General features: G+C 71.7%; 14 protein-coding genes. 12 read left to right on the plus strand and 2 right to left on the minus strand.

Annotated features, from left to right (window positions below; all coding sequences use genetic code 11):
* Genes LDL49_RS36645 through LDL49_RS36655 form a run of 3 tightly spaced genes read left to right on the plus strand, consistent with a single transcriptional unit; the run spans position 1 to position 3,604 of the window.
* The gene (locus LDL49_RS36645; protein WP_225298265.1) at positions 1-660 is read left to right on the plus strand and encodes a hypothetical protein; all 660 of its coding nucleotides are present in this window, start codon (positions 1-3) and stop codon (positions 658-660) included.
* Positions 660-2,144 (plus strand): proton-conducting transporter transmembrane domain-containing protein, encoded by a 1,485-nt coding sequence (locus LDL49_RS36650; protein WP_225298267.1) that lies wholly within the window; start codon positions 660-662, stop codon positions 2,142-2,144. Before LDL49_RS36645 ends, LDL49_RS36650 begins: the two co-directional genes overlap by 1 nt.
* On the plus strand, positions 2,141-3,604 hold the full coding sequence (locus LDL49_RS36655) for a hydrogenase large subunit (protein ID WP_225298269.1): 1,464 nt from the start codon (positions 2,141-2,143) through the stop codon (positions 3,602-3,604). The genes LDL49_RS36650 and LDL49_RS36655 overlap by 4 nt, the downstream gene beginning before the upstream one ends.
* A gap of 11 nt (positions 3,605-3,615) precedes the next feature.
* Here LDL49_RS36655 and LDL49_RS36660 read toward each other — a convergent pair whose 3' ends face one another.
* Positions 3,616-5,277 carry a class I adenylate-forming enzyme family protein gene (locus tag LDL49_RS36660; RefSeq protein WP_225298271.1) on the minus strand — a complete coding sequence of 554 codons (1,662 nt, stop codon included), beginning with the start codon at positions 5,275-5,277 and terminating at the stop codon, positions 3,616-3,618.
* Positions 5,278-5,494: 217 nt separating this feature from the next.
* Here LDL49_RS36660 and argC point away from each other — a divergent pair, with 217 nt between their 5' ends.
* The 9 genes from argC to LDL49_RS36705 are packed head-to-tail and all read left to right on the plus strand — an operon-like array spanning position 5,495 to position 14,699.
* Positions 5,495-6,517, plus strand: a complete 1,023-nt coding sequence (argC, locus tag LDL49_RS36665) for an N-acetyl-gamma-glutamyl-phosphate reductase (RefSeq protein ID WP_225298274.1) — start codon at positions 5,495-5,497, stop codon at positions 6,515-6,517.
* 55 nt (positions 6,518-6,572) lie between these two features.
* Entirely contained in the window at positions 6,573-7,724 is a 1,152-nt protein-coding gene (gene argJ / locus LDL49_RS36670) for a bifunctional glutamate N-acetyltransferase/amino-acid acetyltransferase ArgJ (RefSeq protein ID WP_225298275.1), read from the plus strand.
* Positions 7,721-8,593 (plus strand): acetylglutamate kinase, encoded by an 873-nt coding sequence (gene argB, locus LDL49_RS36675; RefSeq protein ID WP_225298277.1) that lies wholly within the window; start codon positions 7,721-7,723, stop codon positions 8,591-8,593. Before argJ ends, argB begins: the two co-directional genes overlap by 4 nt.
* Positions 8,593-9,759, plus strand: a complete 1,167-nt coding sequence (locus LDL49_RS36680) for an acetylornithine transaminase (RefSeq protein ID WP_225298279.1) — start codon at positions 8,593-8,595, stop codon at positions 9,757-9,759. The genes argB and LDL49_RS36680 overlap by 1 nt, the downstream gene beginning before the upstream one ends.
* On the plus strand, positions 9,756-10,685 hold the full coding sequence (gene argF, locus LDL49_RS36685) for an ornithine carbamoyltransferase (protein ID WP_225298281.1): 930 nt from the start codon (positions 9,756-9,758) through the stop codon (positions 10,683-10,685). Before LDL49_RS36680 ends, argF begins: the two co-directional genes overlap by 4 nt.
* A complete protein-coding gene (locus tag LDL49_RS36690) occupies positions 10,682-11,188 on the plus strand; it encodes an arginine repressor (protein ID WP_225298283.1) in 507 nt (168 codons plus the stop codon). Before argF ends, LDL49_RS36690 begins: the two co-directional genes overlap by 4 nt.
* Before the next feature lie 30 nt (positions 11,189-11,218).
* On the plus strand, positions 11,219-12,418 hold the full coding sequence (locus LDL49_RS36695; protein ID WP_225298285.1) for an argininosuccinate synthase: 1,200 nt from the start codon (positions 11,219-11,221) through the stop codon (positions 12,416-12,418).
* A 32-nt stretch (positions 12,419-12,450) separates the two neighbouring features.
* Positions 12,451-13,872 (plus strand): argininosuccinate lyase, encoded by a 1,422-nt coding sequence (gene argH, locus LDL49_RS36700; RefSeq protein ID WP_225298311.1) that lies wholly within the window; start codon positions 12,451-12,453, stop codon positions 13,870-13,872.
* 8 nt (positions 13,873-13,880) lie between these two features.
* Positions 13,881-14,699: a DNA-3-methyladenine glycosylase gene (locus LDL49_RS36705; RefSeq protein WP_225298288.1), complete on the plus strand. Its 819-nt coding sequence runs from the start codon at positions 13,881-13,883 to the stop codon at positions 14,697-14,699.
* On the opposite strand, the gene LDL49_RS59375 is transcribed toward LDL49_RS36705, so the two are convergent.
* Complete coding sequence (locus LDL49_RS59375; protein ID WP_372470509.1) at positions 14,639-14,779, minus strand: hypothetical protein; 141 nt, start codon at positions 14,777-14,779, stop codon at positions 14,639-14,641. The two genes, LDL49_RS36705 and LDL49_RS59375, sit on opposite strands and share 61 nt — an antisense overlap.
* Positions 14,780-14,949 lie beyond the last annotated feature (170 nt).

Raw genomic sequence — 14,949 nt, forward strand, 5'->3', positions numbered from 1 at the left:
ATGACTGATCCCGTGTACGTGCAGGCGCTCGACCTGGCCTGCGGCGCCTTCCTGTTGACGGGCGTGCTGGTCCTGTGGCGGCGCGACCTGGCCGCGATCATCTGGCTGTTCGGGCTGCAGGGGGTGGCGCTGGGCGCCCTGATCGCGGTCAGGGGGCTGCACGAGGCCGACGTCGAGCTGACCGTGCTCGGACTCGGGGTGGGACTGCTGCGCGCGGTGCTCCTGCCCTGCCTCATGCGGCGCGCGCTGGCGGCCGGCGACGAGGGGCGCGAGGCCCGGCCACACGTCAGCGTCGCCGCGTCGCTGCTGGTCACGGCCGTGCTGACGATGCTCGCGTACGCGGTCTCCCAGCCCCTCGTACGCCTGGCGCCCACACCCGCCACCCAGGCCGTGCCGATCGCGCTGACCGTGCTGCTGGTGGGCTTCTTCGTGCTGGTCACCAGGAGGCGGGCGCTGTCGCAGGTGGTCGGGTTCCTGCTGATGGACAACGCCATCACCGCCGCCGCCTTCCTCACCACCACCGGGGTGCCGCTGGTGGTGGAGCTGGGCGTCTCGCTCGACGTGCTGCTGGCCGTACTGGCGCTGCAGGTTCTGACCACCCGGATGCGGGCCGCGTTCGGCGGCACCGACCTCGACGAGCTACGGGAGCTGCACGACTGATGGTGATCGTTCCGGTGGCGCTGCCGCTCGCGGCCGCGGGCCTGTATGCCGTGTTCGGCTGGAACCGCGTGACGGAGTGGCTCGGCGCCCTGTCCGCGGGCGGGCTGCTCGCCGTCGCCGTCCTGCTCGCGCGGGCTGGCGAGGGGAGCGGGTTGTGGGGGCTGCTGCGGGTGGACGCGCTCAGCGCCTACATGCTGATCGTGATCGGCGTCGTGGCGCTGCTGGCGATGCTGGCCAGCCCCGGCTACCTGCGGGCCGAGGCGGCCACCGGCCATGCGGGGCCGCGGGCCGCACGTAGCTACGGGATCTTCACCCAGTGCTTCGTCGCGGCGATGGCGACGGCCGTGCTGTCCGCGAGCCTCGGGATGCTCTGGGTGGCGGTCGAGGCGACCACGATCCTGACCGCGTTCCTGGTCGGGTACCGCCGCACCAGGAAGGCCACCGAGGCGGCCTGGAAGTACGTGGTGATCTGCTCGGTCGGCATCGCGCTCGCGCTGCTCGGCCTCGTGATGGTGCACTACGCCGCCGTACACGCCGGGCTGTCCTCGCGCGAGGGGCTCGACTGGGTGTCGCTCGCCGGGCACGCCGGGGGGCTGGACCCGGGGGTGACGCGGATCGCGGTGGTGCTGCTCGTGCTCGGCTTCGGCGCCAAGGCGGGCCTCGCGCCGCTGCACGCCTGGCTGCCCGACGCCCACAGCCAGGCGCCCGCGCCGGTCTCGGCGCTGATGTCCGGGGTGCTGCTGTCGGTGGCGTTCTACGCGATCCTGCGGGTCAAGGTGGTGTCCGACGTGGCGCTCGGGGCGGGGTTCTGCCGGATGCTGCTGATCGTGGTGGCGCTGGCGTCGCTGGCCGTGGCGGCGGCGCTGCTGATCGGGCAGCGCGACTTCAAGCGGATGCTGGCCTATTCGAGCATCGAGCACATGGGGCTGATCGCGCTCGGCGCGGCCATCGGCAACGGGCTGGCGCTGGGCGCCGTGCTGCTGCACATCCTCGGGCACGGGCTGGGCAAGTCGGTGCTGTTCATCGGCTCGGGGCGGATCCAGCAGGCGGCCGGGAGCAGCAGCGTCGACGCCGTGCGGGGCCTCGGCGGGCGGGCGCCCGGACTGGCCACGGCCTTCGGGCTCGGGCTGCTGGCGCTGCTGGGGTTGCCGCCGTTCAGCCTGTTCGCCAGTGAGCTGGGGATCGTGCGGGCGGGGTTCGCGGCCGGGCTCGGGTGGGCGGTGGCGCCCGCGCTGGTGCTCATGCTGGTGATCGTCGCCGGCGTGGGCAGAGCGGCGGGCCGCATGCTGCTCGGCACCGCGCCACCGGGCTTGGCGGACGGGTCTGACGGGCGGTTGCGCGGCGCGGGTGTGCCGCTGGTCGTCGGCCTGGTGGCGTGCGCGGTGCTCGGCGTGACGCTGGGACCGCTCCGGCCGCTCCTGGAGTCCGCCGTCACCATCGCGACCGCCGGACCGCCGCTGAGCGCCATGGGAGGTGCGCGATGACGGCCACGCTCCCGCTGGTCGCCGAGATCGGGCCCGGCGAGCTCGCCGGGTGCGCCGCCGAGCTGCTGGCTCTGGGACACCGCGTCGCGCTGGTGGCCGCGCACGTCGAGGACGACGGCTTCCGGCTGGTCTACCTGTTCACCGCCGCCCGTCCGGCGAGAAGGGCCGAGCTGCACGTACGCCTGACCGAGCCCGCCGTGCCCAGCCTGGCCGCCCTCTCCTTCCCCGCCGGCCGCTTCGAGCGGGAGATCCGCGACCTGTACGGCATCACCCCCGAAGACCACCCGCTGCCCAGCCGCCTGGTCCGTCACCACCACTGGCCCCGAGGCTGGTACCCGATGCTCCCCGACGCGGGCCCGCCCCCGTCGTTCGGCGACCCCGAGGGCCCGTACCCGTTCGGCGATGTGGAGGGCGATGGCGTCTACGAGATCCCGGTCGGCCCCGTGCACGCGGGCTGCATCGAGCCGGGCCACTTCCGCTTCTCGGTGGTCGGCGAGACGATACTCAAGCTCAAGGCCCGCCTCTGGTTCGTGCACAAGGGCCTCGAGCAGCTCTTCGAGGGCCGCCGGCCGGAGGACGGGCTGGCCCTGGCCGAGCGGGTCAGCGGCGACACCTCGGTCGGCCACGCCCTGGCCTACTGCCTGGCCGTCGAGGAGGCCACCGGCACGGCCGTCGACCCCGACTCGCAGCGCGCTCGAGCCGTGCTGCTGGAGCTCGAACGCCTCTACAACCACGTCACCGACCTGGGCGCGCTCTGCAACGACGTCGCCCACAGCGTGCTGCAGGCCCACTGCGGCACCGTCCGCGAGCGGCTGCTGCGCGTCAACGCCGAGGTCACCGGCCACCGCCTGCTGCGCGGCGCGATCCGGCTGGGCGGCGCCGAGCCGCTGGCCCTGCCCGATAACGCCAGGCTCGCGGCGCTCGGCACCGAGGTGGCCGAGATCGTCGGGCTCGCGCTCGGCCATGGCGTGGTGTCGGACCGGTTCACCGGCACCGCCGTGCTCACCGAGCGGGCCGCCGCGGACCTGGGCACGCTCGGCTACGTGGCCAGGGCCAGCGGGCTCGACGTCGACGCCCGCCGCGACCATCCGTTCATCGACCTGGGGCCGTTCCCGGTAGCGATCCGGTCCGGGGGAGACGTGCTGGCCCGCTTCCAGGTCCGGGCCGACGAGATCGCCGCCTCGATCGGGCTGATCGAGCGGCTGGCGCACACCTCGGGTGACTGGAGCCTGCCGGACGGGCGGCGCGGCTCGGGCGTGGGCATCGTGGAGGGCTGGCGGGGCACGATCGTGCATCGCGTCGAGCTGGGCGAGGACGGCAGGCTGGCCAAAGTGAAGATCGCCGATCCGTCGTTCTTCAACTGGCCCGCCCTGCCGGTCGCGCTGGGCGGGGCGATCGTGCCCGACTTCCCGCTGGTCAACAAGAGCTTCAACCTGTCCTACGCGGGAAACGATCTCTAGCCGCCCGGCCTCTACCCGCCCAGAACCTCGCGGCGCAGGTGGGTCTTGAGGATCTTGCCGCCCGGGTTGCGCGGCAGCTCCGCCTCCCTGAACCAGATGTGCGCGGGGATCTTGAACTTGGCGATGCGCTCCACCAGGAAGGACCGGAGCTCCTCGGCGGTGGTCGAGGTGCCCGGCTGGAGCCGGACCACCGCCCCCACCTCCTCGCCCAGCTCGTCGTGCGGGACGCCGATCACCGCGGCGTCGTCCACCGCCGGGTGCTCGAACAGGGCCGCCTCCACCTCGGCGGAGTAGACGTTCTCGCCGGCCCTGATGACCATGTCCTTCGCCCGGTCCACGATGTAGACGAAGCCGTCCTCGTCGATCCTGGCCAGGTCACCGGTGTGCAGCCAGCCGTCGACGAAGGTCTGCGCCGTCGCCTCCGGCTTGTTCCAGTAGCCCATGATGACGTTCGCGCCGCGTACGCACAGCTCGCCCACCTCGCCGGGCGGCAGCTCATCGCCCAGCGGGCCACTCACCCGGACGTCGACCACGGCCGTGGGCAGGCCGATGCTGTCGGGCCTGGCCAGGTAGTCGGGCCCGCCGTTGCCGATGGCCAGGCCGGTCGTCTCCGTCATGCCGTAGCCGTTGGAGGCGGCGCGGTCGGGCAGGTTCTCGCCGATGCGCTCCAGCAGCTTCGGCGGAGCCGGTGCCCCGCCGTAGCCGAGGGTGGTCAGCGACGACAGGTCATACTTGACGAAGTCGGGATGCGACATCAGCTGCCACGCGTTGGTCGGCACGCCGATCATCGCGGTGACCCGCTCCCGCTCGATGAGCCGCAGCGCCTGCCCGGGGTCCCACTTGTACATGAGGACCAGCCCGCCGCCCGCGAACATGGTGGTGGTCAGCGCGGAGAAGCAGCCGGTGACGTGGAACAGCGGCACGGTCAGCAGCGTCACCCGGCGCGCGCCCGTCGCCGCGGCGACGTCCTTGCCCGCCAGCGCGACCGCCCGCATCAGCCCGTAGGCGAGGGTCATCGGCGACTGGCCCAGGTTGCGGTGGCTGCCCAGCGCCCCCTTGGGATGCCCGGTCGTGCCGGAGGTGTAGAAGATCGTGGCCGGATCCTCGGGGGAGAGCTGGACGTCCGGCAGCGTCACATCCCCGGTGACCTCGCCCAGCACGTCGGCGAACGAGCGCGCGCCCTCGGGCACCTCGCCTCTGGCCACGATCATCGGCACGCCGGTGTCCGCGAGCCTGACAGCCCGCTCACCGTCCACGATCAGCACCTTGGCGTCACAGTCACGTACGCCGTACGCCAGCTCCGACTCGGTCCACCAGGCGTTGAGCGGCACGGCGATCGCCCCGGCGGCGAGGGCGGCGGAGAAGGCCACCACCCACTCCGGATAGTTGCGCATGGCCACGCACACCCGATCGCCCTTGGCCACGCCGTAGTCCGTCACCAGGCGGTTGGCCAGCGTCGCCGCCCGCCGGAAGTGCTCCTCGAAGGTGATGTGCTCGTCCTCGTAGACGAGGAACTCCTTCTCGCCGTGGAACCTGCTCATCTCCAGCAGGGCGCGGAAGTGGCCCGGAGCGTGTTTCCAGGTCCGCACCCCCGTATCGCCGATCTCCTCCATCTCGAAAAGCTGGCCAGGACCGGTGAGCTGGGCTTGGACCTGGGCATGAGAAAGAGTCATGCGACGTACTCCCGCGGTGGACGGCTCTATCGGATAAATCACAGTACCGACCGGTAGGTACGTCGCGCTAGACCGCGAAATCCGGATGAAACGCGCGGTTTACCGTCTCGCTATGTGAGCGCTTTGGCGCGCCCGGCTTGCGTGTTCATGCCCTGGAGTGCATCATCGTCACAGTAAGGACATGAGTTTAGGTGCATGATTATGCAGGAGGTTCGGCATGAGAGCGGCGATCGCGGGAGCCAGCGGCTACGCGGGCGGTGAGCTTCTGCGCCTGCTGCTCGGGCACCCGGAGCTCGAGATCGGCACGCTCACCGCGGCCGCCAGCGCGGGCAGCGCGCTCGGCGCCCACCAGCCGCACCTTCCGCAACTGGCCGACCGGATCATCGAGGACACCACCCCGGAAACGCTGGCCGGACACGACGTGGTCTTCCTGGCCCTGCCGCACGGACACTCCGCCGCGGTCGCCGCCCAGCTGCCCGCGAGCACGGTCGTCGTCGACTGCGGCGCCGACCACCGGCTCGCCGACCCGGCCGCCTGGCAGGAGTTCTACGGCGGCGAGCACGCCGGCACCTGGCCCTACGGCCTGCCCGAGCTGCCCGGCCAGCGCGAGGTGCTCAAGAACGCCAAGCGCATCGCGGTGCCCGGCTGCTACCCGACATCCGTCATCCTCGCCCTGCTGCCCGCCTTCGCCGCCGGCCTGGCCGAGCCCGACGTGGTCGTCGTCGCGGCCAGCGGCACCAGCGGCGCGGGCAAGGCGCTCAAGCCCAACCTGCTCGGCAGCGAGGTCATGGGCTCGGTCAGCGCCTACGGCGTGGGCGGCGTCCACCGGCACACTCCGGAGATGGAGCAGGCGCTCGGCGCCGTCGCGGGCACCCCGGTCCGTGTCTCGTTCACCCCGACGCTGGCCCCGATGAGCCGGGGCATCCTGGCCACCTGCACCGCCCCCGCCGCGCCCGGGCTGACCAAGGCCGCCGTGCGGGAGGCGTACGAGAACGCGCTGGCCAAGGAGCCGTTCGTCACCCTGCTGCCCGAGGGCACCTGGCCCGCCACCGCGATGACCTACGGCGCCAACACCGCCGCCCTGCAGGTGACGCTCGACGAGCGCGCGGGCCGCGTGGTCGCCGTCATCGCCATCGACAACCTCACCAAGGGCACGGCCGGAGGTGCGATCCAGAGCGTCAACCTCGCACTCGGCCTGCCGGAAGAGCTCGGCCTCCCCCTGACAGGAGTTGCTCCGTGAGAGAGCGCAGCGTACCAACCGACACAGCAGTCCCGCGGCCGACGGAGGAGGGCGCATGAGCGTGACCGCTCCCCTTGGTTTCAGAGCCGCGGGCGTCGCCGCGGGCATCAAGCCCGGCGACGCGCGCGACCTGGCCCTGGTCGTCAACGACGGACCCAACCACGCGGCGGCCGGTGTCTTCACCGCCAACCGCGTCAAGGCGGCCCCGGTCCTGTGGTCGCAGCAGGTCCTGCGCGGCGGCCGGGTCCGGGCGGTCGTCCTCAACTCGGGCGGCGCCAACGCCTGCACCGGCCCCGAGGGCTTCCAGGACACGCACGCCACCGCCGAGAAGGCGGCCGAGGTGCTCCAGGACTCGGCGGGCGAGATCGCGGTCTGCTCCACCGGCCTGATCGGCGAGCGGCTGCCCATGGACCCGCTGCTGGCCGGGGTGGAGCGCGCCGCCGCGCAGCTGTCGCGCGACGGCGGGCTGGCCGCGGCCGACGCCATCCGCACCACCGACACCGTCTCCAAGATCTCCTTCAAGCGCGCCGACGGCTACATGGTGGGCGGCATGGCCAAGGGCGCGGGCATGCTCGCCCCGGCCCTGGCCACCATGCTCTGCGTGATCACCACCGACGCCGACCTCACGGCGGAGGAGCTCGACACCGTGCTGCGCGAGGCCACCTCCAAGACCTTCGATCGCCTCGACGCCGACGGCTGCATGTCCACCAACGACACCGTCCTGCTGCTGGCCAGCGGCGCCGCCGGGGTCAAGCCGGACCTGGCGGAGTTCGGGCAGAAGGTCACCGAGGTCTGCGCCGACCTGGCCAGGCAGCTGCTGGTCGACGCCGAAGGCGCGTCCAAGGCCATCGCCATCGAGGTGGTCGGAGCGGCGTCGGAGGACGACGCGGTCAAGGTCGGCCGCACCGTCTCCCGCTCGAACCTGCTCAAGTGCGCCATCCACGGCGAGGACCCCAACTGGGGCCGCGTGCTGGCCGCCGTCGGCACCACCGACGCCGTCTTCGAGCCCGACCGGCTGAACGTGGCCATCAACGGCATCTGGATCTGCCGCGGCGGCGCCGTCGGCGACGACCGGAACAAGGTGGACATGCGCCCGCGCGACGTGACGATCACCATCGACCTGTCGGCGGGCACCCACTCCGCCACCGTCCACACCACCGACCTGACCGCGGACTACGTCCACGAGAACTCGGCGTACTCCTCATGAGGACCGTCACCGCCCACACCAAGGCGGACACCCTCATCGAGGCCCTGCCCTGGCTGGCCCGCTTCCACGGCGCGACCGTCGTCATCAAGTACGGCGGCAACGCGATGATCGAGGAATCGCTCATGGAGGGCTTCGCCGAGGACATCGGCTTCCTGCACTACGCCGGTCTGCGGCCGGTCGTGGTGCACGGCGGCGGCCCGCAGATCAGCAAGCACCTCGACCGGCTCGGCATCGAGTCGACGTTCACGGCCGGGCTGCGGGTCACCACGCCCGAGGCCATGCAGGTGGTCCGGATGGTCCTGGTCGGCCAGGTCAACCGCGACGTCGTCGGCCTGATCAACCGGCACGGCCCGCTCGCGGTCGGCATGTCGGGCGAGGACGCCCACCTGTTCACCGCCGAGCGCAAGCACGCGCTCGTCGACGGCGAGCACGTCGACATCGGCCAGGTGGGCGAGATCGTCAAGGTCGACCCGGGCGCCGTCCAGGCCATGATCGACAACGGCCGCGTCCCCGTCGTCTCCAGCGTCGCCCGCGGCGAGGACGGGGAGATCTACAACGTCAACGCCGACACCGCCGCCGCCGCGCTGGCCGTCTCCCTCCAGGCGCAGAAACTCATCGTCCTCACCGACGTCGAGGGCCTGTACGCCGGCTGGCCCGACGACACCGACGTGATCGACAAGCTCGACGGCGCCGCGCTGGAGGCCATGCTGCCCTCCCTGTCCAGCGGCATGAAGCCGAAGATGGAGGCCTGCCTGACGGCGGTCCAGGGCGGTGTCCCCCAAGCGCACATTCTCGACGGCCGGGTCTCCCACTCGCTGCTGCTCGAGATCTTCACCGACCAAGGAATCGGAACCATGGTGATGCCCTGATGAACCTTCGCGACAGGTTCGAACAAGCCTTCATGCCCAACTACGGCGTCCCGCCGATCGCCCTGGCACGAGGCGAGGGCACCCGCGTGTGGGACGTCGACGGCAAGGAATACCTCGACTTCGTCGGCGGCATCGCGGTCACCTCGCTCGGCCACGCCCACCCGGCCCTGGTCGAGGCGGTCTCCAAGCAGGTCGCGACCCTCGCGCACACGAGCAACCTCTACCTGCACGAGCCGGAGGTGCTGCTCGCTGAGCGGCTCCTCGGCCTGCTGAACGCCCCCGGCCGCGTCTTCTTCGCCAACTCCGGCACCGAGGCCAACGAGGCCGCCTACAAGCTGGCCCTCAAGTACGGCAGGCGTGACGGCCGCACCTACTTCGTCGCCGCCGAGAACGGCTTCCACGGCCGGACGATCGGCGCGCTCTCGCTGACGGGCAAGCAGTCGATCCGCGACCAGTTCGGCCCGTTCCCGGTAGAGGTCCAGTTCGTCCCGTACGGTGACGCCACCGCCCTCAAGGAGGCCGTGACCGGCGACTGCATCGCGGTGTTCCTGGAGCCCACCCAGGGCGAGGCAGGCGTGGTCCCGCCGCCCGACGGTTACTTCGCGGCGGCTCGCGAGATCTGCGACTCGACCGGCGCGCTGCTGGTCGCCGACGAGATCCAGTCCGCGATCGGCCGCACCGGGCACTGGTTCGCCCACCAGGCCGACGGCGTCACCCCCGACATCCTGACCCTGGCCAAGGGCCTGGGCGGCGGCCTGCCGATCGGGGCGTGCGTCGGCTTCGGCGACTCGGGCCGGCTGTTCGGCAAGGGCGACCACGGCTCCACGTTCGGCGGCAACCCGGTCTCGTGCGCCGCGGCGCTGGCCGTACTCGACAACCTCGACCTCGACCACGTGCGGACGACCGGCGCCCGGCTGCGGGCCGGGCTCGAAGCGGTCGATCATCCGCTGCTGAAAGGCGTGCGCGGACGCGGCCTGTGGCTGGCCGCCGTGCTGGCCGAGCCGGTCTCCGGCAAGGTGCAGCAGGCGGCGGCCGAGGCGGGCTTCCTGGTCAACGCGCTGCAGCCGGACGCCGTACGGATCGCGCCGCCGCTGGTCGTGACGGCCGAGCAGGTCGACGCGCTCGTGGCCGCGTTCCCCGGGATCCTCACCGAGGCGGCGAAATGACGGCGACTGTCAGGCACTTCTTGAGGGATGACGACCTGTCGCCCGCCGAGCAGGCCGACGTTCTCGACCTGGCCGCCGCGATGAAGAAGGACCGCTACGGCTACCGCCCCTTCGAAGGGCCGCGGACCGTCGCCGTCCTGTTCGACAAGCCCTCGACCAGGACCCGGATCTCCTTCGCCGTCGGCATCGGCGAGCTGGGCGGGCTCCCGCTGGTCATCGACGGCGGCAGCTCCCAGATGGGCAGAGGCGAGCCGATCGAGGACACCGCCAGGGTGCTCGAACGGCAGGTCGCCGCGATCGTCTGGCGCACCGGCGCCCAGGCGGGCCTCGAGGCCATGGCCGCGGGCACCGCCGTGCCGGTGGTCAACGCGCTGACCGACGAGTTCCACCCCTGCCAGATCCTCGCCGACCTGCTGACCGTCCGCGAACGGTGCGGCGGGACGGCCGGGCTGACCCTGACCTACCTGGGCGACGGCGCCAACAACATGGCCCACTCCTACCTGCTGGGCGGCGCCACGGCCGGGATGCACGTGCGGATCGGCGCTCCGGACGGCTACCAGCCGGACCCCGCCATCCTCGACCGGGCCGCCGCCATCGCCGCCACGACCGGCGGCTCGGTGCTCTCGCTGACCGACCCGGTCGCCGCGATCGAGGGCGCGCACGTCGTCGCCACCGACACCTGGGTGTCGATGGGCCAGGACGGTAAAGACGAGCGGGTCCGCGCGCTCATGCCCTACCAGGTCAACTCCGAGCCCATGGAGCACGCCGCGCACGACGCGATCGTGCTGCACTGCCTGCCCGCCTACCGCGGCTACGAGATCACCTCCGAAGTGATCGACGGCCCGCGCAGCGCGGTGTGGGACCAGGCCGAGAACCGGCTGCACGCGCAGAAGGCGCTGCTCCACTGGCTGGTGAGCACCGCATGACCATCCCGATGACCAAGGTCGCGCGGCAGGCGAAGATCACCGACCTGCTGCAGCGGCAGGCCGTCCGCTCCCAGCCGGAGCTGGCCAAGCTGCTGGCCGAGAGCGGCGTGGAGGTCACCCAGGCCACGCTCTCGCGCGATCTGGACGAACTCGGCGCGCTCAAGCTGCGCGCCGAGGACGGCTCGCTGGTCTACGCGCTGCCCGGTGAGGGCGGCGGCCGCATCCGGGTGGCCAGGCTGGGCACCGGCGAGTCCCCGGCCGCCCGGCTGCACCGGATCGCGGAGGAACTGCTGGTCTCCGCCGAGGCGTCGGCCAACCTGGTCATCGTCAGGACTCCGCCGGGTGCCGCCCAGTTCATGGCCTCCGCCATCGACCACGCCGACTGGGAGTCCATCCTCGGCACGGTGGCGGGCGACGACACGATCCTCGTGATCAGCCGCGATCCCCAGGGCGGGAGCGTCGTGGCCGAGGCCCTGCTGAGGATCGCCGCCCGGCGTACTTAGCCCGTTTTACGAAGATTTTTGGAGGCACCGATGACTCAGAGAGTGGTACTCGCCTTCTCCGGCGGTCTGGACACGTCCGTCGCCATCCCGTTCCTGGCCGAGAAGATGAACGCCGAAGTGATCGCCGTCGCCGTGGACCTGGGACAGGGCGGCGAGGACATGGAGGTGATCCAGAAGCGGGCCATGGACTGCGGCGCGGTCGAATCCGTCGTGGTGGACGCCAAGGAGGAGTTCGCGGCCGACTTCTGTGTGCCCGCGCTGCAGGCCAACGCCCTCTACATGGACCGCTATCCGCTCCTGTCGTCGTTGTCGCGGCCGCTCATCGTCAAGCACCTGGTGAGCGCGGCCAAGCAGTTCGGCGGCACGATCGTCTCCCACGGCTGCACCGGCAAGGGCAACGACCAGGTACGGTTCGAGGCCGGCCTGGCCGCCCTCGCGCCCGACCTGCAGGTCGTCGCCCCGGCCCGCGACTTCGCCTGGACCCGCGACAAGGCGATCGAGTACGCCGAGCAGCGGGGCCTGCCGATCGAGACCTCCAAGAAGAACCCGTTCTCCATCGACCAGAACCTCTGGGGCAGGGCCGTCGAGACCGGCTTCCTGGAGGACATCTGGAACGGCCCCACCGAGAACGTCTACGCCTACACCGCCGACCCGGCCGTCCCCCGTGACGCCGACGAGGTGGTCATCACCTTCGAGCAGGGCGTCCCGGTCAAGCTCGACGGGCGTTCGCTCACGCCGTACCAGGTGATCGACGAGCTGAACACCCGCGCGGGCGCGCAGGGCGTCGGCCGGATCGACATGGTCGAGGACCGGCTCGTCGGCATCAAGTCGCGCGAGGTGTACGAGGCGCCCGGCGCGATCGCGCTGATCACCGCGCACATGGAGCTGGAGAACGTCACCGTCGAACGCGACCTGGCCCGCTTCAAGCGCGGCGTCGACCAGCGCTGGAGCGAGCTCGTCTACGACGGCCTGTGGTTCTCGCCGCTCAAGCACGCCCTCGACGCGCTCATCGCCGAGGCCCAGAAGCACGTCACCGGCGACATCCGGATGACGCTGCACGCCGGCAAGGCCACCGTCACCGGCCGCCGCTCCGAGCAGTCGCTGTACGACTTCTCGCTGGCCACCTACGACACCGGCGACACGTTCGACCAGTCGCTCGCCAAGGGCTTCGTCCAGCTGTTCAGCCTGCCCTCCAAGATCGCCGCCGCGCGCGACGCGAAGAAAGGATGATGTGCACTATGGTCGCGGGGGACGAGAAGGAGATGACGGTGAGTGATGGCAAGCCGATGCGGCTGTGGGGCGGGCGATTCGAAGGAGGTCCCGCCGACGCGCTGACCCGGCTGTCGGTGAGCGTGCACTTCGACTGGCGGCTGGTGCCGTACGACCTGGCGGCGTCCAGGGCGCACGCCCGGGTGCTGCACAGGGCGGGGTTGCTCAGCGACGACGAGCTCGAACGCATGATCGGCGCGCTCGACGATCTGGAGCGGGCCTGCAAGGCGGGCGAGTTCCGGCCGACGGTCGCGGACGAGGACGTGCACACCGCGCTCGAACGCGGCCTGCTGGAGCGGCTCGGCTCGCTCGGCGGCAAGCTGCGCGCCGGCCGGAGCCGCAACGACCAGATCGCCACCGATCTGCGCCTCTACCTGCGCGACCACGCCCGCACGATCGTCTCCCGGCTGGTCGAGCTGGAGACGGCGCTGATGGCCCAGGCCGAGCAGCACGCCGAGACGGCCGCGCCCGGCATGACCCACCTGCAGCACGCGCAGCCGGTCTCCTTCGGTCACCAGCTGCTCGCGCACGTGCACGCCTTCGCCCGCGACATCGACCGGCTCACCGACTGGGACCGCCGCGCGGCCGTCTCGCCGCTCGGCGCTGGCGCGCTGGCCGGCTCGTCGCTGCCGCTGGACCCGGAGGCCGTGGCCGTCGAGCTGGGCTTCTCCTTCGCCGCGCTCAACTCCATGGACGCGGTGTCCGACCGTGACTTCGCGGCGGAGTTCCTGTTCGACGCGGCTCTGATCGGCGTGCACCTGTCGCGGCTCGGCGAGGAGATCGTGCTCTGGGCCTCGCAGGAGTTCCGCTGGATCGAGATGGACGACGCCTACTCCACCGGCTCGTCGATCATGCCGCAGAAGAAGAACCCCGACGTCGCCGAGCTCGCCCGCGGCAAGTCCGGGCGGCTCATCGGCAACCTCATGGCGATGCTCACGACGCTCAAGGGCCTGCCGCTCACCTACAACCGCGACCTGCAGGAGGACAAGGAGCCGGTGTTCGACTCGGTCGACACGCTGCTGCTCGTCCTGCCCGCCATGGCCGGCCTGGTCGCCACCATGCGGGTCAACACCGCGCGCCTGGAGGCGTCGGCTCCCGACGGCTTCGCGCTCGCCACCGACCTCGCCGAGCTGCTCGTACGCCGCGGCGTGCCGTTCCGCGACGCGCACGAGGCGGTCGGCCACCTGGTGGTGTGGTGCCAGGTCAACGACAAGGACCTGGGCGACCTGACCGACGAGGAGCTGGGCAAGGTCTCGCCGCACCTCACGCCCGACGTCCGCGACGTGCTCAACGTGCCCGGCGCCCTCGCCGCCCGCAAGTCGCACGGTGGCACCGCGCCCGACCGGGTCCGCGACCAGCTCACCGCGCTGCGCGAGACGGTCGACGCCCAGGCGGCGTGGGCCGCGGGAGCCTAGCGCCCGGCATGGATTCCGGGATCCTGGACTCGGCGCCCCTGCCGCGGAGCTTCTTCGACCGGCCGTCGCACGTGGTCGCGCCCGACCTGCTCGGGCGTGTGCTCGTGCACGGTCCGGTCGCGGTCCGCCTCACCGAGGTCGAGGCGTACGGCGGCCCCGGCGAGGACCCGGCGGCCCACACTTACCGGGGACGGACCGCCAGGAACGCGGTCATGTTCGGGCCACCTGGGCATCTGTACGTGTACTTCACCTACGGCATGCACTTCTGCGCGAACTTGGTGTGCCTGCCCGAGGACCACGGGTCGGCGGTGCTGCTGCGGGCCGGTGAGGTGGTGGCGCGGGCCGACCTGGCCCGCTCCCGCCGCTCAGGAGGCGGTGATGTGAACGGCGACGGCCCGCCCGCCGCCCGGCGCAAGCCGATCGCCGACCGTGACCTCGCCCGCGGCCCCGCCCGGCTGGCGGTGGCCCTCGGGCTGGCGCGCGAGCACAACGGGCTCGACGCCGTATGGGAGGGCTCGCCGGCCGCGCTGCCGCACTTCCATGAGACGGGTGACGCTACTCGCGGCTCTGGCGGTTCTGGCGGCGATCGGCCCGAGCACGCGGCCTGGCTCACCGGTCTCCCCCAGGGGACCGTGGCCGTCCTCGGCGGGCGGCCCGCCGAGGCGGACACGATCAGGTCGGGGCCGCGCACCGGGATCTCGACCGCCAAGGACACGCCGTGGCGGTTCTGGATCGACGGTGACCCGACCGTCTCACCCTTCCGGGCTCACGCGCCGCGCCGCCGCAGCACCGCGGCCACCTCGGTCGGGGAGGCGCCCAGCTCGTGAGCGCTGAAGATGTGCAGCTGGTCGCCCGTGTCGATCTCCAGCATCTCGCTGCGCAGACCGTACCTCCTGCGTACGTCCACCTGGATGTCCTCGATCGCCTCCCACGGTACGTGCCGCCGGCCGGGGTCTGGTGCATTTGCTGGGGAGCGGTCACGGTCGGTGATCTCAGCTCAGTTCAGCAGTGCCATCTTTCTGAGGAGGTCGTAGTTGGCGCGGCCGAACATGAGCCGTTTCAAGAATTTGATCTTGC

Source organism: Nonomuraea aurantiaca (assembly GCF_020215705.1).
Taxonomy (GTDB): Bacteria; Actinomycetota; Actinomycetes; order Streptosporangiales; family Streptosporangiaceae; genus Nonomuraea; species Nonomuraea aurantiaca.